The organism is Pseudomonas sp. R25(2017), assembly GCF_002112565.1.
Classification (GTDB): domain Bacteria; phylum Pseudomonadota; class Gammaproteobacteria; order Pseudomonadales; family Pseudomonadaceae; genus Aquipseudomonas; species Aquipseudomonas ekonensis.
The window spans coordinates 52645-71399 of sequence record NZ_NEHZ01000012.1; the positions used below are offsets into that span (position 1 = coordinate 52645).

18 protein-coding genes are annotated in these 18755 nt (G+C 66.5%); 7 read left to right on the plus strand and 11 right to left on the minus strand.

Features of this window, described 5'->3' with window-relative positions:
- Positions 1 to 455 precede the first annotated feature (455 nt).
- The 5 genes from CAG31_RS16695 (at position 456) to CAG31_RS16715 (ending at position 5884) form a co-directional block, all read left to right on the plus strand.
- Positions 456 to 1304 carry a polysaccharide deacetylase gene (locus tag CAG31_RS16695; RefSeq protein ID WP_085583056.1) on the plus strand — a complete coding sequence of 283 codons (849 nt, stop codon included), beginning with the start codon at positions 456 to 458 and terminating at the stop codon, positions 1302 to 1304.
- Positions 1297 to 2184 carry a polysaccharide deacetylase gene (locus CAG31_RS16700; protein ID WP_085583058.1) on the plus strand — a complete coding sequence of 296 codons (888 nt, stop codon included), beginning with the start codon at positions 1297 to 1299 and terminating at the stop codon, positions 2182 to 2184. Before CAG31_RS16695 ends, CAG31_RS16700 begins: the two co-directional genes overlap by 8 nt.
- Positions 2181 to 3530: an MmgE/PrpD family protein gene (locus CAG31_RS16705; RefSeq protein ID WP_085583060.1), complete on the plus strand. Its 1350-nt coding sequence runs from the start codon at positions 2181 to 2183 to the stop codon at positions 3528 to 3530. The genes CAG31_RS16700 and CAG31_RS16705 overlap by 4 nt, the downstream gene beginning before the upstream one ends.
- A 310-nt stretch (positions 3531 to 3840) precedes the next feature.
- Positions 3841 to 5019 carry an MFS transporter gene (locus CAG31_RS16710; protein WP_085583062.1) on the plus strand — a complete coding sequence of 393 codons (1179 nt, stop codon included), beginning with the start codon at positions 3841 to 3843 and terminating at the stop codon, positions 5017 to 5019.
- A 169-nt stretch (positions 5020 to 5188) separates the two neighbouring features.
- Positions 5189 to 5884, plus strand: a complete 696-nt coding sequence (locus tag CAG31_RS16715; RefSeq protein ID WP_085583064.1) for an HPP family protein — start codon at positions 5189 to 5191, stop codon at positions 5882 to 5884.
- Positions 5885 to 5897: 13 nt separating this feature from the next.
- Here CAG31_RS16715 and astA read toward each other — a convergent pair whose 3' ends face one another.
- The 7 genes from astA to CAG31_RS16750 form a co-directional block, all read right to left on the minus strand.
- On the minus strand, positions 5898 to 6932 hold the full coding sequence (gene astA / locus CAG31_RS16720) for an arginine N-succinyltransferase (protein ID WP_085583066.1): 1035 nt from the start codon (positions 6930 to 6932) through the stop codon (positions 5898 to 5900).
- Positions 6929 to 7879 (minus strand): citrulline utilization hydrolase CtlX, encoded by a 951-nt coding sequence (gene ctlX, locus CAG31_RS16725; protein ID WP_085583068.1) that lies wholly within the window; start codon positions 7877 to 7879, stop codon positions 6929 to 6931. Before ctlX ends, astA begins: the two co-directional genes overlap by 4 nt.
- A gap of 184 nt (positions 7880 to 8063) precedes the next feature.
- On the minus strand, positions 8064 to 8543 hold the full coding sequence (locus CAG31_RS16730; RefSeq protein WP_085583070.1) for an Lrp/AsnC family transcriptional regulator: 480 nt from the start codon (positions 8541 to 8543) through the stop codon (positions 8064 to 8066).
- Positions 8544 to 8555: 12 nt separating this feature from the next.
- Positions 8556 to 9317, minus strand: coding sequence for an ABC transporter ATP-binding protein (locus tag CAG31_RS16735; RefSeq protein WP_085583072.1), 762 nt, complete (start codon positions 9315 to 9317; stop codon positions 8556 to 8558).
- A gap of 56 nt (positions 9318 to 9373) precedes the next feature.
- Positions 9374 to 10084 carry an ABC transporter permease gene (locus CAG31_RS16740; protein WP_085583075.1) on the minus strand — a complete coding sequence of 237 codons (711 nt, stop codon included), beginning with the start codon at positions 10082 to 10084 and terminating at the stop codon, positions 9374 to 9376.
- Positions 10081 to 10806, minus strand: a complete 726-nt coding sequence (locus CAG31_RS16745) for an ABC transporter permease (protein ID WP_085583077.1) — start codon at positions 10804 to 10806, stop codon at positions 10081 to 10083. Before CAG31_RS16745 ends, CAG31_RS16740 begins: the two co-directional genes overlap by 4 nt.
- A 78-nt stretch (positions 10807 to 10884) precedes the next feature.
- Complete coding sequence (locus tag CAG31_RS16750; protein ID WP_085583079.1) at positions 10885 to 11664, minus strand: transporter substrate-binding domain-containing protein; 780 nt, start codon at positions 11662 to 11664, stop codon at positions 10885 to 10887.
- Positions 11665 to 12118: 454 nt separating this feature from the next.
- On the opposite strand from CAG31_RS16750, the gene CAG31_RS16755 reads away from it, so the two are divergent.
- Positions 12119 to 13225 (plus strand): enoyl-CoA hydratase/isomerase family protein, encoded by a 1107-nt coding sequence (locus CAG31_RS16755; protein ID WP_085583081.1) that lies wholly within the window; start codon positions 12119 to 12121, stop codon positions 13223 to 13225.
- A gap of 3 nt (positions 13226 to 13228) precedes the next feature.
- Complete coding sequence (locus CAG31_RS16760; protein ID WP_085583083.1) at positions 13229 to 14380, plus strand: acyl-CoA dehydrogenase family protein; 1152 nt, start codon at positions 13229 to 13231, stop codon at positions 14378 to 14380.
- A 340-nt stretch (positions 14381 to 14720) separates the two neighbouring features.
- On the opposite strand, the gene CAG31_RS16765 is transcribed toward CAG31_RS16760, so the two are convergent.
- The 4 genes from CAG31_RS16765 to CAG31_RS16780 all read right to left on the minus strand — a co-directional run bounded on the left by CAG31_RS16765 (position 14721) and on the right by CAG31_RS16780 (position 18745).
- Positions 14721 to 15494 carry an enoyl-CoA hydratase gene (locus tag CAG31_RS16765; RefSeq protein ID WP_085583085.1) on the minus strand — a complete coding sequence of 258 codons (774 nt, stop codon included), beginning with the start codon at positions 15492 to 15494 and terminating at the stop codon, positions 14721 to 14723.
- A 14-nt stretch (positions 15495 to 15508) separates the two neighbouring features.
- Positions 15509 to 16636, minus strand: coding sequence for an acyl-CoA dehydrogenase (locus CAG31_RS16770; RefSeq protein WP_085583087.1), 1128 nt, complete (start codon positions 16634 to 16636; stop codon positions 15509 to 15511).
- Positions 16637 to 16777: 141 nt separating this feature from the next.
- Positions 16778 to 17971 (minus strand): acetyl-CoA C-acyltransferase, encoded by a 1194-nt coding sequence (locus CAG31_RS16775; RefSeq protein WP_085583089.1) that lies wholly within the window; start codon positions 17969 to 17971, stop codon positions 16778 to 16780.
- A 12-nt stretch (positions 17972 to 17983) separates the two neighbouring features.
- Positions 17984 to 18745, minus strand: a complete 762-nt coding sequence (locus tag CAG31_RS16780) for an SDR family NAD(P)-dependent oxidoreductase (RefSeq protein ID WP_085583091.1) — start codon at positions 18743 to 18745, stop codon at positions 17984 to 17986.
- Positions 18746 to 18755 lie beyond the last annotated feature (10 nt).

Genomic DNA, 18755 nt, shown 5'->3' on the forward strand with positions numbered 1-18755 from the left:
GGGCCTGATCGCGATGGCGGTGTCGGCTGTACCGGCCTCATCGCGGGCAAGCCCGCTCCCACAGGAATCCCGGTCGTACACAGAACCCGGGCCCGACATTTAACCCTGTGGGAGCGGGTTTGATCGCGGCGGCGGTGTCGGCTGTACCGGCCTCATCGCGGGCAAGCCCGCTCCCACAGGAATCCCGGTCGTACACGGAACCCGGGCCCGACATTTAACCCTGTGGGAGCGGTTTTGATCGCGGCGGCGGTGTCGGCTGTACCGGCCTCATCGCGGGCAAGCCCGCTCCCACAGGAATCCCGGTTGTACACGGAACCCGGGCCCGACATTTAACCCTGTGGGAGCGGGCTTGCCCGCGATAGGGCCGGATCAGGCGAAATCTCCGGCCAATGACACACCGCAAGGCCGCCCCCGCAAGGTCTTGTGTTTATCCATTGATGGTTGGAGTGCCTGTGATGTCCTCCCCGCTTCCCCCCACCTGGCCCGACGGGCACAAAGCCTGTCTGGCCCTGGCCTTCGACCTCGACGGCCCCACCGGCGACGCCATGCTCAACGGCTCGATCTGGCGCAAGCCCGAGTATTTCGGCTTCGGCGGCTACGGCCCTTACCGTGCCTTGCCGCGCCTGTTGGACCTGCTCGACGCGTTCAGGCTGCCGACCACGTTCTTCGTCCCGGCCTGGGTCGTGGAGAACTGGCCAAGGCAATGCCAGGCCATCGTCGAGCGCGGCCATGAGGTGGCCTACCACGGCTACAAGCACGAATCCTTCTACGCCCTGACGCTCGACGAGCAGCAGGCCGTCATGCAGAAATCCCGCGAGGTGTTCTGGCAGCACCTGCACATCCGCGCCGAGGGTTTCCGCACCCCGTCCGGCGACTGGCGCGCCGAGACCCCGAAGATGCTCGCCGACAACGGCGTCATCTATTCCAGCAGCATGCGCGGCGACGACCGCCCGTACCTGGTCGACGTGCCGGGCCACGCCACGCCGCTGGTGGAGATCCCCGGCCGCTGGGAAATGGACGACTACGCCTCCCTCGCCTACACCCGCGCGCCGAACTTCCCGTCCGGCCTGGACCGCACCGCCAGCTACGCCCTGACCCTGGACAACTGGCGGCGCGAGTACGACGGCGCGATGGACGAAGGGCTGTGCCTGACCACCCTGTTCCACCCGAAAATCACCGGCAAGCCTGGGCGCATCCTGCTGCTGGAACAACTCTTCGAACACATGCGCGAGCGTGACGACGTGTGGTTCGCCACCTGCCGCGACGTCGCCCGCTGGTGGCTCAAGGAGCATCACCATGACTGACGCCACCGTCTGGCCCGCCGGCCGCCGCTGCGCCGTGGCGCTGACCGTCGACTACAACGACATCCACGGCATTCTCACCCAGGCCCCCGAAGTGGCCGGGCGCGACAAGACCCTGTCGGTGTGGCGCTACGGCACCCAACGGGGCGTCGAACGGCTGTTGCGGCTGTTCAAGGAACTGGAAGTGACCGCCACCTGGTTCGTCCCCGGCATCGTCGCCGAAGAGAACCCGCAGCACATCGCCGCGATCCTGGCCGGCGGGCACGAAATCGCCTGTGCCGGCTACCGCCACCAGGACTACGACACCCTGGACCTGGCGGCGCAACGCGCCGAGGTGGCCAAGGGCTGCGCGGCGCTGCAAACGCTGACCGGGCAACGCCCGACCGGTTTCCGCATTCCGGCCGGCAACGGCGCGCCGGGGTTCATCGAAGCGCTGCGCGACGAAGGCATTCGCTGGTCGTCCTCATGGCGCGGCGATGACCTGCCGTTCGCCCACCCGACGGCGCCGGACGTAATCGAGCTGCCGCTGCACTACGAACTGGAAGACGAACCCTACTTCGCCTTCAACCTGAGCCCCGCCGTACCGCCGGCCCAGTCGCGGATCGCCTCCTACAGCCACACGCTGGGCAACCTGCTGCTGGACTTCGCCGGCTTCCACCGGTTCGGCCTGTGCTACGTGCTGCGCCTGCACCCGGAAATCATCGCCACGCCGGGCCGGATCGGCGTGCTGCGCGAGCTGCTGGAGAGCATCCGCCAGCACGGCGACGTGTGGATCGCCAGCGGCGCCGACATCGCCCGATGGTGGGCACAGAAGGCTGAAGCGGTGGGCGCGGATCATCCCGCCTCGGTGTATGAGCGGCATTATCGGGATTACCTCACATGACCGAATCGATGCAGCGGTTGGCGCAGTTCTGCGTCGAAACCCGGTTCGAAGCACTGCCCGAGGCGCTGGTGGCCCAGGCCAAGCGGCACATCCTCGACACTTTCGGCGCAGCGCTCGCCGGGGCGGACAGCCGCGTGGCGCTTCAGGCGCAACGGCTGTTCGCCAGCGACCCCGGAACCGTGCCGGTCTGGGGCACTTCACAGCGGGTCGGCGCCGGCGATGCCGCATTGCTCAACGGCATCGCCGCCCACGCGCTGGAGCTGGACGACACCGGCGGCTGCGACCACTCCGGCGCCGTGGTGCTGCCGGCGGCGATGGCCGCACTGTCGCTGGCGGAGCGCCCGGTGAGCGGTCGCGAGTTCATCACCGCCGTGGTGATCGGCTACGAGATCGGCCGACGGGTGCTGGAAGCCTGCGGCAGCTATTCGGCCCACAACGGCGCCGGCTGGCACTCGACCGCCACCTGCGGGGTGTTCGGCGCGGCGGCGGCCAGCGCGCGGATCCTCGGCCTGGACGCGGCGCAGACCGTGTCGGCACTGGGCATCGCCGGCAGTTTCAGCGGCGGTCTGTGGGCGTTCATCCACGACGGCTCGCAGAGCAAGAAACTGCACAGCGGCCGCGCCGCCGAGGGCGGGTTGCTCGCCGCCCGCTTCGCCCGCGAAGGGATCAGCGGACCGTCGCAACTGTTCGATGACGTGTGGGGCGGCTTTCTCAAGACTCTCGCGCCAGGCACCGCGCAACCGGCGGCGCTGGTGGCGGACCTGGGCCAGGTGTGGAAACTCGCCCGCTGTTCGATCAAGCCTTATGCGGCGTGCCGAGGGACGCATTCGGCGATCGATGCGTTGGGGCTGCTGATGGCGCAGCTCAAGGTCGAGGCGCCTCAGGTGGAAGACGTCCATGTGCGCCTGTGCGGCTTTTTGCAGGCCATGTGCGGCGGGCGCGACACCGCTTCGCTGGCGGCGGCGCAGATGAGCCTGCCCTACGCCCTCGCGGCGCGGCTGGCGCATGGGCATTGCCGGCTCTCGGCCTACGACGACGCCCGGCGCGACGATCCGGACATTGCCCGGTGGATGACGCGGATTCGCCTTGAAGTGGACGGGCAACTGTCCGAGGATGGCGAGCCGGTCGTCAGCGTCCGCACCGTGGACGGGCGTGAGGCCAGCCTGTGCGTCGAGGTGCCGTTGGGGGCGCCGGGCAATCCGCTGAGCGATGCGGCGCTGGAGGAGAAGTTCTTCAGCCTGGCGCTGCGGGCGTTGCCTCAGGAGCGGGCCGAAGGGTTGCTGGAACGATTGCGGCATCTGGAGTCGCTGGAATCGGTATCGGGGCTTGAGCGGTGGCTGACGTGATTGTTGGGGGGCCGCATTTGGCCTCATCGCTGGCAAGCCAGCTCCCACAGGGTTTTGCGGCGGGCTCAGGTCCTGCATCCAGCCGAAATTCCTGTGGGAGCCAGCCTGCTGGCGATGGCGATCCGGCAGGCGACATCGAGGCTAGAAGTGCCGGCCTCATCGCCAGCAGGCTGGCTCCCATAAGGGTTGTGTGCCGGGCTCAGGTTCTGCGTCCGGCCCGGATTCCTGTGGGAGCTGGCTTGCCAGCGATGAAGGCCACGCGGTTTCCAGTTGAGCAAAACACTAAATGAATAAGGACATTTGATTTTCCGTGGCCAAGTATTCGCTCGTTATCCGCCGTCTGATGATCGTCTCGCTGACCATCGTCGTCAGCCGCGCCATCACCAGCCCGCTGCTCACCCTGTTCCTGAGCCAGAAGCTGGGCCTCAACCAGCAGGATGTCGGTCTGCTGCTGGGCATCGCGGTGTTCATCGCCACCCTGCTCGCGCTGTACGGCGGCTACATCATCGACCGCCTGGAAAAGCGCCGGTTGCTGATCCTGGCGATGCTCTCCAGCGCCATCGGCTTCGTGCTGCTGACGTTCGCCCACAATCTGTACCTGACCACCGCCACCCTGGTGATCACCGAAACCGCCTCGGCCCTGTTCCTGATCGGCTCCAAGGCGATCCTCAGTGAACACCTGCCGATCAACCAGCGGGCCAAGACATTCTCCCTGCGCTACACCCTGACCAACATCGGCTACGCCACCGGGCCGATGCTCGGGGTGGTGATCGCCGGGGTCTATCCGATCGCGCCGTTCCTGATCGCCGCCGCCATCGCTTTCGCCAGCATCTTCCTGATGGTCGGCATCCCCAAGGACGCCAACCCCGTGGCCGTGATCGGCCAGCCCCAGAGCTTTCTCAAGACCCTGGTGACCCTGAAGAACGACCGCACCCTGATCATGTTCACCTGCGGCTGCCTGCTCAGCACCGTGGTGCACGGGCGCTTCACCCTGTACCTGTCGCAGTACCTGCTGGTGGTCGAGGATTCGCAGCAGGCCCTCAAGACCATGGCCGCCCTGCTCGCCTGCAACGCCATCGCGGTGATCCTGCTGCAATACCAGATCGGCCGGTTCCTGAGCCGGGAAAAGCTGCGCTACTGGATCGTCGCCGGCACGGGCCTGTTCATCGCCGGACTGATCGGCTTCAGCCTGGCCGACAGCCTGGTGAGCTGGTGCGTCGCCATGTTCATCTTCACCCTCGGCGAGATGATCATTTACCCGTCCGAGTTCCTGTTCGTCGACACCCTGGCCCCGGAAGAACTGCGCGGCAGCTACTACGGCGCGCAGAACCTGGCGGCCCTGGGCGGCGCCCTGAGCCCGGTGATCTGCGGCTTCCTGCTGATGCACACCCCGGCGCCGACCATGTTCTACGCCTTGAGCGCGTTGACCGCGATGGGCGGCTTCCTGTGCTTCATGAGCGGACGGCGGGTGGCCTTACTGCAAAAATAGTGCACTGAAACTGCATTTATATGAATTTGTCAGCATCCAGTTTGCTTGGCACACTGTGCGCGTTCCTCCCCCAATAGTTGGAACGTTTCGAAGGACTTTCCGGACATCACGGACAAGTCCTTTTTTTTGCCTTGCGCTTTTCTGCCCGATCCACGAGGAACGTCTTCACATGCTCGCCCGCTGGTTGCCTGCCGCCGTCAACACCCGTCCCACCGAATGGAGCCGCGCCGCCGTCGGCATGGCCTTGGGCACGCTGGTCAGCGTCTGGGTGTGCAGCCAGGTGTTCGGCATCCAGGCGGCCTATCACGTGATGGGCCCGCTGGGCGCTTCGGCGGTGCTGCTGTTTGCGGTGTCCTCCGGTGCCCTGGCGCAACCCTGGTCGATCGTCGGCGGCTACCTGTGCGCCGGCACAGTCGCGCTGTTGGTGGCCCATGTGCTGGGCCGCACCCTGGGCAGCGCTTGCCTGGCGGCCGGCATGGCGCTGATCGTGATGTGCTGGCTGCGCTGCCTGCACCCCCCGGCCGGTGCCGTGGCCCTGACGATGGTGCTGGCCGACCCCGCCACCGTGGCCATGGACTGGACGGCCCTGGGGCCTGTGATGCTCAGCGCGGTGAGCCTGGTGGTCTGCGCGCTGGCCTACAACAACCTGACGCGCATCCACTACCCCAAGCGCCCCGCCGAACCGGCCCCCGCCGTCGCCCCCGTGGACGCCCTGGCCATCACCGCCGACGACCTCAAACTGGCCCTGGCCGACATGGAAGCCTTCATCGACGTCACCCCGGAAGACCTTGAGCAACTGATCCATGCCAGCGAGCTGCACGCCAAACGGCGCAGCATCGGCGAAGTGCTCGGCGCCAAGCCCTGACCTCGGGCCGAGCTCACGCCGCCGCTTGCTGCCGCGCCGGCACCGCCAGCGGCACCGCCCGCACCGACGCCCCGGCCGTCAGCCCCAGCGTGCCGGCGGTCTGCGCATCGACGATCAAGGTGCCCGCCGCCACCCGCGCCGGCGCGGCCGTGATCTTGCAGTCGGCGAACCCACGGTTGTGGATCAGCCAGGTATCCGCCCCGTCCCCCGGTGTGCCGAGGCTCAGTTGCAGCACCTGGCTGTCGCGCACGGCGCGGATCTGGCCGGTGTCGCATTCGATCAGCGGACCGCCGTCGAAGATGTCGATGTAGTCGCGGTGTTCGAAGCCTTCGGCCTTGAGCATGCCCAGCGCCGGTTCGGTGTTGGGGTGGACGCGACCGATCACCGCGCGGGCGGCTTCCGGCAGCAGGCAGGTGGGCAGCGGGAACTTGGGCATCAGTTCGGCGATGAAGGTCTTGTTGCCCAGGCCTGTGAGGTAGTCGGCATCAGCGAAGTCCATCTTGAAGAAGTGCCGGCCCAACCCTTCCCAGAACGGCGACACCCCGTTCTCGTCCGAATAGCCGCGCATTTCTGCGATGACCTTGTCGCCGAAGCGCTCGCGGAACTCCGCCAGGAACAGGAACCGCGCCTTGGACAGCAACCGGCCGTTGAGGCCGCTGCGGTGGTCGGCGTGCAGGAACAGCGAGCACAGCTCCGATTGGCCGGTCATGTCGTTGCCCAGGAACAGCGTGGGCAGTTGCTGGTTGATGCCGAGGTTCTTCGACGCCGCCACGAACAGCCCCAAGCGGTAGTTGTACCAGGGCTCGCGCAGGCCCACCGCGCCGGCCAGGGCGCAGATGCCGATGGCCTCGCCGTGCGGGTTCTGCAGCACGAACAGGTAATCGGCATCGGCTCGGGAGGCTTCTTTCGCGAAGGTTTTCGCCGCCCAGTCCAGGCGCTGGCGCAAACGGGCCGCGTCGGCGGGCAAGGTGGTCAAACCGGCGCCGGCGCTGTGGGCCAGGGCCAGCAAGGCGGGCAAGTCATCGGGGGTGGCTGGACGGACGATCATCGGGTGCGCTCCTTGGCGGTCAGCGGTTGCGGCTCGCGTTTGGGGAAAAACACCTCGGCCAGCATGCAGCGTGCGCTGCCGCCGCCGATGCGTTCGATGGTGTCGATGTTCACCGGCAGCGGCGTGGCCAGGCTTTCGAGGGTGCGGCGCTGGGCGGCGTTCAGCGATTGCCACGCGGTGCGCGACATCACCAGCAGCGGCTCGCCGGCGTCGTTGTGGACTTCCAGCATGTTGCCGGCGAAGGATTCGAGCTGGGCCCAGTCCAGGGCGATCACCTGCTTGCCGCTCTCCTCCAGCCGCGAACGCAGCGCCTGGCGCTCGCCGGCATCGGCGACGCTGTCCAGGCACGCTACAGCCAGCCGGGTGCCGACGCTCATCATCACGTTGGTGTGATAGATCGCCACGCCCTGGCGGTCGACGGCGTTGAAGGCGCACAGCGAATACCCCAACTGCTCGACCGCCTGCTCCAGGGCATGGCCGTGGGTGCGGGTCGAATAGCCGGCGTAGCAAATGCGCTGCTGACGGTCGAGCACCATGCTGCCGGTGCCCTCCAGAAACACCGCTTGGCGCTCCAGCCCGGAAAGGTCCACCAGGCGCTCGACCCGGTAGGTTTCGCCCAGCCAGTCGAGCACGCCTTTGTCGCGCTCCAGCCGGCGGTTCTGCCCTTGCATCGGGTACAGCACCAGCGTGCCGTCGGGGTGGCTGCTCCACCAGTTGTTGGGGAAGATCGAGTCGGGGGTGTGCGGGGCCTCGCGGTCGTTGTGCACCAGCACCTCGACCCCGTGCCCGCGCAGCGCGGCGACGTAGCCGTCGAATTCCTGCAAGGCCTTGAGCTGCACGTCTTCGGCGTGCTCCGCCGGGCGCTGGAAGCGGTTGTTCGCCGCCGTGTCCTGGTTGAAGGAGAAGCGTGTCGGGCGAATCATCAAAACGGTGTTGGTGGTCTGCATGGGCACGGAACCGATGAGGGTTGGGAGGTGCCCATTGTCTGTTCCGGCCCGGAACAAACCCGGTTGTTGCGCTGACCGCCAGTGATGGAAACGGTCGAAATCGGCTGTTTGCCCAGCCGATTCGGCAGGCGCCCGGGCAAAAAAAACCGCAGCCTGCGGGCTGCGGTCTTGGTGTCGGGCCGGCTCACTCCATCGTGGTCTTCACCGTCGCCAGTTCCGGGTGGCTGACCAGTTTGTCGATGTGCAGGTCCGGGTCGTCGAACCACACTTCCGTCAGCACCCGGTAGTGCTCCATGTCCCGGCAGCGCATGCGCAGGCTGTAGTCGAACGCACCGCTGATCAGCCGGCATTCAAGCACTTGCGGGCAGGCGCGCACCTTGGCCTCGAAGGCCTTCTGCGCCGCGCGCCCGCTCTGGTTCGACAGCGCCACCAGCACCAGCAGCGAGAGCCCCGGCGTCAGCTTCTTCTCGTCGAGAATCGCCCCGTAGCCCCGGATGACGCCGAGCTGTTCAAGTTTGCGCACCCGTTCCAGGCAAGGCCTGGGCGTCAGGTGCACGCGCTCGGAGAGCTTTTGATAGGTGATGCGCCCTTCGTGGCGCAGCACTTCGATGATGGCCTGATCGATCCGATCAAGCACGATCGTCAGATCGCGGATGTCCGCCATGTATCCCTTGCCTCACTTCAAACGACCCGATAGGAATTGCTGCAAACGCTCGCTGCGCGGCCGGTCGAGCAGGCTCGCGTCGCCCTGCTCCTCCACCCGTCCCTGGTGCAGGAACAGCACCTGGCTGGACACCTGCCGGGCAAAGCCCATTTCGTGGGTGACCATCAGCATGGTGCGCCCCTCTTCGGCCAGGGCCTGAATCACTTTCAGCACTTCGCCGACCAGTTCCGGATCCAGCGCCGAGGTCGGCTCGTCGAACAGCAGGATCTCCGGCTCCACCGCCAATGCCCGGGCGATCGCCACCCGCTGCTGCTGGCCGCCGGAGAGGAACGCCGGGTACTGCTGCGCCACCCGCTGCGGCAGGCCGACCTTGTCCAGGTAGGCCAGCGCCCGCTCTTCGGCCTCCTTGCGGGTTTCGCCCAACACCCGGCAGGGCGCAAGCACGATGTTCTCCAGCACGGTCAGGTGGCTCCACAGGTTGAAATGCTGGAACACCATCGCCAGACGCGTGCGCAGCGACTGCAATTGTTTGGGGTTGGCCACCCGCATGCCGCCGGCGCCCTGCCGCGTGAGGATCCGTTCGCCGTCCAGGGTGATGGCGCCCTCGTCCGCCCGCTCCAGAAAGTTGATGCAACGCAGCATAGTGCTTTTGCCCGAACCGCTGGCGCCGATCATGCTCACCACATCACCGGCCCGCGCGTTCAACGAGACGCCCTTGAGCACTTCGTTGTCACCGAAGCGCTTGTACAGATTTTCTACCGTCAGTTTGTACATGGATCAAACTCCTGGAGCCGCCCTGCACCGGCGCGGCTCTGGATCAAAAGAAAGGATCAGTGGGCCGGGCCGAGGAAGTTCAGCCAGCGCCGCTCCGCCAGGCGGAATGCGCCGACCAGGCCGAACGACAGCGCGAGGTACAGCAGGCCGGCGATGCCGAACGCCTGAAAGGTCATGAACGTCGCGGCGTTGGCGTCCCGGGCGACCTTGAGGATGTCGGGGATGGTGGCCGTGAACGCCACCGAGGTGGCGTGCAGCATCAGGATCACTTCGTTGCTGTAGTACGGCAGCGCCCGGCGCAGCGCCGACGGCAGGATCAGCCGCCGGTACAGGCGCCAGCCGCTGAGGCCGTAGGCATGGGCCGCTTCGATCTCGCCGTAGGGAATGCTGCGGATCGCCCCGGCGAAGATCTCCACGGTGTAGGCGCAGGTGTTCAGGGTGAACGCCAGCAACGTGCAGTTCATCGCGTCGCGAAAGAACGCTTCGAGCAACGGCTGCGAGCGCACCGCAGCGATGCCGTAGATCCCGCTGTAGCAGATCAGCAACTGGATATACAGCGGCGTGCCGCGGAACACGTAGGTGAACAGCTGCACCGGCCAGCGCACCACACTCAGGCGCGAGACGCGCATGACCGCCAAAGGCAGCGACAGGCAGAACCCCATCGCGATGCTCGCCACCAGCAGCCAGAGGGTCATCGCCAGGCCGGTCAGGGCCTCGCCGTCGCTGAACAGGAAGGGTTTCCAGTACTCGGCAATCAGTTCGATCATCGCGCCATCCCCCGCACGCCCAGGTTGTAGCGGCGCTCCAGCGCGCGCAGCACGTAATTGGAGGCGCTGGTGATCAGCAGGTACAGCGCCGCCGCCAGCAGCAGGAAGTCGAGCATGTTGAACGTGCTCTTGCCCGCCTCCTGGGCCACCTTGACCAGGTCCGACAGGCCGATGATCGACACCAGCGCCGTGGCCTTGAGCAGCACCAGCCAGTTGTTGCCCAGGCTCGGCAAGGCGAAGCGCATCATCTGCGGGAACACCACGAAGCGGAAACGCTGCCAGCGGTCGAGGCCGAAGCACGCGGCGGCCTCTTGCTGACCCCGCGGCACGCTGAGGATCGCCCCGCGGAACGTCTCGGTGAAGTACGCGCCGTAGATGAAACCGAGGGTGACGATGCCCGCCACGAACGGATCGATCTCCAGGTACGGCCAGCCCATCAGTTCGGTGAGGCTGCTCACCCAGCCCTGCAGGCTGTAGAAGATCAGCAGCATCAGCACCAGGTCCGGCACGCCGCGGATCAGCGTGGTGTAGAACGTCGCCGGCAGGTTGAGCAGCTTGAGCGGCGACAGCTTGGCCGCCGCCCCCAACAGGCCCAGGGCCATGCTCACCAGCAGCGCCAGCGCCGACAGTTGCAGGGTCACCCATGTGCCGTGCAGCAACAGCGGGCCGTAGCCTTGCAGGCTCGACAGATCGAGCCCGGTCCAACTCAGGAAGTCATTCACGCCAGTCACCTGTCGTTTGCCGCCCGCCTCTGTGCGCTGCGCGCTTGGACAGCACACTGGGCGCGGCGGGCGCGGGGATCAGTTGTTGTAGAGGTCCAGGTCGCCGAAGTGCTTGCGCTGGATCTGCGCGTAGATGCCCTTGTCATGCAGGGCCTTGATGGCGGCGTTGAGCATGCCCTTGAGCTCGTCGTTGCCCTGGCGCACGCCGATGGCAATGTCCGACGGGATCATCGGGTCGCTGATGCCTTCGCTGTTCTGGAACGGCGCGCCCTGGGGAGATGCGAGGAAACTCATCTGCGCCTGCAGCTTGTCCTGGATCGAGGCGTCGAGGCGGCCGAACACCAAGTCGGCGTAGACCTGGTCCTGGTTCTGGTAGGCCCGCAGCTTGACCCCGGCCGGCCCCAGGCGGGCCTTGGCGTAGGCCTCCTGGATCGTGCCCTGCATGTAACCGATGGTCTTGCCCTTGAGGGATTCGCCGGTCGGCAGCAGGCCCGAATCCTTGCGGGTGACGATGGCGGTCGGTCCTGCGTACAGGCGGTCGGTGAAGTCGATCTGCTTCTTGCGTGCGTCGGTCACGGTCATCGACGACTCGATGGCGTCGAACTTGCCGGCCTTGAGCGCCGGGATCAGCCCGTCGAAGTCATTGCTGACCCACACGCACTTGACCTTCAGCTCGGCGCAGATCGCATTGCCCAGATCCACGCCGAAGCCCTGCACGCCGCCGTCGGCGGTGGTCGATTCAAAGGGCGGGTAACTGGGGTTGACGCCGAACCGCAGCTCTTTCCATTCCTTCGCATGGGCGCCGGTTGTGCAGCACAGCAACGCGAGTACGGACACGCTCAGCCATTTGGTTTTCATCTTCTTGAGTCCTGATCTGTCTGGAATTGTCGCGACCGCGCCGGTCGGCCGCCTTTATGGGCAGGAACAGAAAGTCGATGCGGCATCGGCCGCAACAGCGTTCTTGTTGTTTTTGTTCCGGGACATGGGTGATGCCCGGGCTGAAACCCTTGGCGCAGAGCGCTCGGGATCCGGGGGCCAGAATGCCAACAGACCGTCGGCGGCAGGTGTCGTATGGGGCGGCGGCGACCCCTCTATTGTGCTGATAACGGCACGTTCACAGCCGATTCTGTCGCGGGCGCCGAAGATCCGGCACTTGCGACGGGACACGGGCGCCGGCATGACAAAAATGCAGACACCCCCTGCACGGATCCCGGTTGTGCACGGCAAATTTGCACTGTTACGATCCGGCAACGCTCGCGCGCGAGCACACCGCACACACCGCACAAAAAACAATAAAAGCAGGGAGTTACTGATGACTGCTCAGGCTTCATCCCCGCGGACGCCGTCCATGGATGCCACACAGAACGACGTGCTGGCCGAGGTTCGCAATCACATCGGTCACCTGACCCTCAACCGCCCCGCCGGGCTCAACGCCCTGACCCTGGACATGGTCCGCCAGTTGCAGCGCCACCTCGACGCCTGGGCGGGCGATGACCGCATCCGCGCCGTCGTGCTGCGCGGCGCCGGCGAAAAGGCGTTCTGCGCCGGCGGCGACATCCGTTCCCTGTACGACAGCCACAAGAGCGGCGACACGCTGCACGAAGACTTCTTCGTCGAGGAATACGCCCTCGACCTGACGATCCACCGCTACCGCAAACCGGTGCTGGCGCTGATGGACGGTTTCGTCCTGGGCGGCGGCATGGGCCTGGTGCAAGGCGCCGACCTGCGGGTGGTCACCGAGAAAAGCCGCCTGGCGATGCCGGAAACGGCCATCGGTTACTTCCCGGACGTGGGCGGCAGCTATTTCCTGCCACGCATCCCCGGCGAGCTGGGGATCTACTTGGGCGTCACCGGCGTACAGGTCCGTGCCGCCGATGCGCTGTACTGCGGGTTGGCGGACTGGTATCTGGAGAGCGCCGCACTGGCGACCCTCGACGAGCGGCTCGACCGCCTGCAATGGCACGACACGCCGCTCAAGGATCTGCAGAGCCTGCTGGCCGGGCTCGCCGTGCAGACCCTGCCCGACGCGCCGCTCCAGGCCTTGCGCCCGGCCATCGACCATTTCTTTGCCCTGCCGGACGTCCCGGCCATCGTCGAACAGTTGCGCACCGTGACCGTCGCCGACAGCCATGAATGGGCCACCGCCACCGCAGACCTGATGGAGACCCGTTCGCCGCTGGCCATGGCCGTGACCCTGGAAATGCTGCGCCGGGGCCGGCACCTGAGCCTGGACAATTGCTTCGCCCTCGAACTGCACCTGGACCGGCAGTGGTTCGAACGCGGCGACCTGATCGAGGGCGTGCGCGCCCTGCTGATCGACAAAGACAAATCCCCACGCTGGAACCCGCCCACCCTCAAGGCGCTGGACGCCGCACGGGTCGCGGGTTTCTTCCAAGGTTTCACTGAGAGCGGGAGCTGAGCCATGCACGATCTCGAACTGACTGAAGAACAAGTGATGATCCGCGACATGGCCCGGGACTTTGCCCGCGGCGAAATCGCGCCCCACGCGCAAGCCTGGGAAAAGGCCGGCTGGATCGACGACGGCCTGGTGGCGAAGATGGGCGAACTGGGCCTGCTCGGCATGGTGGTGCCGGAGGAATGGGGCGGCAGCTATGTCGATTACGTCGCCTATGCCCTGGCGGTGGAAGAGATTTCCGCCGGTGACGGCGCCACCGGCGCGTTCATGAGCATCCACAACTCGGTGGGCTGCGGCCCGGTGCTCAACTACGGCAGCCAGGCCCAGAAAGAGACCTGGCTGACGGACCTGGCCAGCGGTCAGGTGATCGGCTGCTTCTGCCTGACCGAACCCCAGGCCGGCTCCGAGGCGCACAACCTGCGCACCCGCGCCGAACTGCGCGACGGCCAGTGGGTGATCAACGGCGCCAAGCAGTTCGTCAGCAATGGCAAGCGGGCCAAGCTGGCCATCGTGTTTGCGGTGACCGACCCGGAGCTGGGCAAGAAAGGTATCTCGGCGTTCCTGGTGCCCACCGACACCCCGGGCTTCACCGTTGACCGCAGCGAACACAAGATGGGCATCCGCGCCTCCGACACCTGCGCCGTGACCCTCAACGATTGCCGCATCCCCGAGGCCAACCTGCTGGGCGAGCGCGGCAAGGGCCTGGCCATCGCCCTGTCCAACCTCGAAGGCGGCCGCATCGGCATCGCCGCCCAGGCTTTGGGCATCGCCCGCGCAGCCTTCGAAGCGGCGCTGGCCTACGCCCGTGAGCGCGTGCAGTTCGGCACGCCGATCATCGAGCACCAGAGCATCGCCAACCTGCTGGCCGACATGCACATGCAACTGAACGCCGCACGGCTGATGATCCTACACGCCGCCCGCCTGCGCACCGCCGGCAAGCCGTGCCTGTCCGAAGCCTCCCAGGCCAAGCTGTTCGCCTCGGAAATGGCCGAGAAGGTCTGCTCCTCGGCGATCCAGATCCATGGCGGGTACGGGTACCTGGAGGATTACCCGGTGGAGAAATACTACCGGGACGCGCGGATCACCCAGATCTACGAAGGGTCGAGCGAGATCCAGCGCATGGTCATCGCCCGCGAGCTCAAGCACTACCTGATCTGAAAGCAAAAGACCGCAGCCTGCATGAGGCTGCGGTCTTTCTCTGAACCGTGTCGGATCGCCGGCATGTGTGTCGGCCGACACGCCGCCATCGCGGGCAAGCCCGCTCCCACATTGGTTTTGTGTTGAAGCTCAAACTGTGGGAGCCAGCCTGCTGGCGATGACGGTGGGTCATCGGCATCTCTGTTGGCTGACACTCCGCTATCGCCAGCAGGCTGGCTCCCACAGGGCATTTGCGGTGCAGCTCCCACAGTGAACTGGATCTTTCACAGATGATGTGATCGGAACAGACCCTGTGAGAGCTGCGGTGCGACGCTTCGACTTGCCAGGCAGCGGCGCCGCCTCATTGGCCCTTGAACTCAGCCTCGCGCTTGGCGATGAACGCCGCCATGCCTTCTTTCTGGTCATGGGTGGCGAACGCCGCATGGAACACCCGGCGCTCGAAGCGCACGCCTTCGGTCAGGTTCACTTCGAAGGCGCGGTTGACGCTTTCCTTGACCATCATCGCAATCGGCAGCGACTTGCTGGCGATCACCGCCGCCACTTTCAGCGCCTCGTCCAGCAATTCGTCGCTCGGCACGATGCGCGCCACGATGCCGCAACGCTCGGCCTCTTCGGCGCCGATCAGACGGCCGCTCAGGCACATCTCCATGGCCTTGGCCTTGCCCACCGCGCGGGTCAGGCGCTGGGTGCCGCCCATGCCCGGCAGCACGCCGAGGTTGATTTCCGGCTGGCCGAACTTCGCGTTGTCGCCGGCCAGGATGAAGTCGCACATCAGCGCCAGCTCACAGCCGCCGCCCAGGGCGAAACCGTTGACCGCCGCGATGATCGGCTTGCGCCGGTTGGCCACCCGGTCGCTGTCGCTGAACAGGTCGTCCATGTAGATCTGCGGATAGGTCAGCTCCGCCATTTCCTTGATGTCGGCGCCGGCGGCGAAGGCCTTCTTGGAACCGGTGATGACGATGCAGCCGATGTTCGCATCGGCTTCCAGACCGTCCAGGGCACGGTTCACTTCGCTGACCAGTTGCGCGTTCAGGGCGTTGAGCGCCTGCGGCCGGTTCAGGGTGATCAGGCCGACGCGGCCATGGGTTTCCAGCAGGATCGTTTCATAGCTCATGTGTGGATTCCTTCTCAAAGATTGCGCGAAATGACCATGCGCTGAATGTCGCTGGTGCCTTCGTAGATCTGGCAGACCCGCACATCGCGGTAGATGCGCTCCAGCGGGAAGTCGTTGAGGTAACCGTAACCGCCGAGGGTCTGCAGCGCCATCGAGCAGACCTTCTCGGCCATTTCCGAGGCGAACAGCTTGGCCATCGACGCCTCGACCAGCGCCGGCTGGCCGCTGTCGCGCAAGGCGGCGGCGTAATGCACCATTTGCCGGGCCACGGCGACCTGGGTGGCCATGTCCGCCAGGCGGAAGGCCACGGCCTGGTGCTCGATGATCGGCTTGCCGAAGCTGTCGCGCTCACGGGCGTAATCACGGGCGGCCTCGAACGCGGCGCGGGCCATGCCCACCGATTGCGAAGCGATGCCGATGCGCCCGCCTTCCAGGTTGGCCAGGGCGATCCTGTAGCCCTCGCCCTCTTCGCCCAGTCGGTTGGCCACCGGCACCTTCACGTCCTCGAAGAGGATCTGGCAGGTGTCGGAGGCGTGCTGGCCGAGCTTGTCCTCGACCCGCGCGACGCTGTAGCCCGGCGAGTCGGTGGGCACGATGAACGCGCTGATGCCGCGCTTGCCGGCGCCCGGATCGGTCACCGCGAACACGATCACGACCCCGGCGTTCTGCCCGGAAGTGATGAACTGCTTGCAGCCGTTGAGCACGTAGTGGTCGCCTTCCAGCCGCGCCCGGGTCTTCAGGCTGCTGGCGTCGGAACCGGCCTGGGGCTCGGTCAGGGCGAAGGCGCCGAGCATCTGGCCGCTGGCCAGCGGCTTGAGGAAGCGTTCGCGCTGGTCGTCGTTGCCGAACTTGAGGATCGGCACGCAGCCCACCGAGTTGTGCACGCTCATGATGGTCGAGCAGGCGCCGTCGCCGGCGGCGATCTCTTCCAGGGCCATGGCGTAGGCCAGGTAACCGGTGTCGCAACCGCCCCACTGCTCCGGCACCAGCATGCCGAAGAAGCCCAGGCCGGCCATTTCGCCGATGGCTTCCTTGGGGAAACGGTGCTCGCGGTCCCACTCGGCGGCGAACGGCTTGAGCCGCTCCTCGGCGAACTGCCGGGCCATGTCGCGGATCTGTTGTTGGTCTTCGTTGGGAATCATGGTGAATCCTTAAAAAGTCACGCCGACTGCTTCGTGTGGGAGCCAGCCTGCTGGCGATAGCGGTGTGTCAGTCGACAGAGAGGTCGATGATCCGCCGCCATCGCCAGCAGGCTGGCTCCTACAGGGGTTGGGACCTGGCGATCAGTAGAGGCATTCCACGGCCATCGCCGTGGCTTCGCCGCCGCCGATGCAGATCGCCGCCACGCCGCGCTTCAGGCCCCTTTGGCGCAGGGCCGAGAGCAGCGTCACCAGGATCCGCGCGCCGGACGCGCCGATCGGGTGGCCCAGGGCGCAGGCGCCGCCGTGCACGTTGAGCTTCTCGTGGGGGATCTCCAGGTGGGTCATGGCGGCCATGCCGACCACGGCGAAGGCCTCGTTGACTTCCACCAGGTCGACCTGCTCCAGGGACCAGCCGGTTTTCTTCATCAGCTTCTTGATCGCACCGATGGGCGCCACCGGGAACAGGCCCGGCGTGTCGGCGAACGCCGAATGGCCGTGGATCACCGCCAGCGGCTTGAGGCCCAGCGTCTGCGCCTGGGACTGGCGCATCAGCACCAGCGCCGCCGCGCCGTCGGAGATCGAGCTGGAGTTGGCCGCCGTCACGGTGCCACCCTCGCGGAACGCCGGCTTGAGCGAAGCGATCTTGTCCAGCTTGGCCTTGGGTGGCTGCTCGTCGTTGCTGATCACCACCTGTTCCTTGCCGACGGTCACGGTCAGCGGAACGATCTCATCCTTGAACGCGCCGTCCTTGATCGCCTGCTGGGCGCGGGTGGTCGAGGCGATAGCGAAGGCATCCTGGGCCTCGCGGGTGAAGCCGTTGGTCTCGGCGCAGTCCTCGGCGAAGGTGCCCATCAGGCGGCCCTTGTCGTAGGCGTCTTCGAGGCCGTCGAGGAACATCGAGTCCAGCACCCGGCCATGGCCCATGCGGTAGCCGCTGCGGGCGCGGTCGAGCAGGTACGGCGCGTTGGACATGCTTTCCATGCCGCCGGCGATGACCACGTCGGCGCTGCCGGCCACGAGCATGTCGTGGGCCAGGATGGTGGTCTCCATGCCGGAGCCGCACATCTTGTTGACGGTGGTGCAGCGGGTCGACTTGTTCAGCCCCGCGCCCAGCGCGGCCTGGCGCGCCGGGGCCTGGCCGAGGCCGGCGGGCAGCACGCAGCCGAACAGGACTTCATCGACGGCATCGGCCCGGATGCCGGCACGTTCGACGGCGGCCTTGATGGCGGCGGCGCCCAGCTGCGGCGCGGTGAGGCTTTTCAGTTCGCCCTGGAAGCCGCCCATCGGGGTGCGGACGGCGCTGACGATGACGATCGGATCGTTGGCGGTGGTCATGACAAATCCTCCTTACTTGGCGGCCATGCGCAAGGCGCCGTCGAGACGGATCACCTCGCCGTTGAGCATGCTGTTCTCAATGATATGCCGAACCAGCGCGGCGTACTCGGCAGGCTTGCCCAGGCGCGGCGGGAACGGCACGCCGGCGGCCAGGGAGTCGCGCACCTCGGGGGTCATGCCGGCCATCATCGGGGTCTCGAAGATGCCCGGGGCGATGGTCATCACACGGATGCCGAACCGCGCCAGCTCGCGGGCGGCGGGCAAGGTCAGGCTGGCGATCGCTCCTTTGGAGGCCGAGTACGCGGCCTGGCCGATCTGGCCGTCGAACGCGGCGACCGACGCGGTGTTGATGATCACCCCGCGTTCGCCGTCGGCGTTGGCTTCGCTTTCGGCGATGGCCGCAGCGGCCAGGCGCAGCATGTTGAAGCTGCCGATCAGGTTGACGTTGATCACCTGGCTGAAGCTGGCCAGCGCGTGCGGGCCGTTCTTGCCCAGGATCTTCTCGCCGCGCACGATGCCGGCGCAGTTGACCAGCCCGTTGAGGCTGCCGAACGCTTTGAGCGTCGCCTGCACGGCGGCTTCGGCGGCGGCCTCGTTGCTGATGTCCGCCACCGTGCTGTGGGCGCCGAGGCGCTGGGCCTGGGCGGCGACGGCTTCGGCGTTCATGTCCACCAGCATCACCTTGGCGCCGGCCTTGACCAGCGATTCGGCGGTGGCGGCCCCTAGGCCGGACGCGCCGCCGGTGACGATAAATACCTTGTTCTCGATCTGCATGACGGTTTCC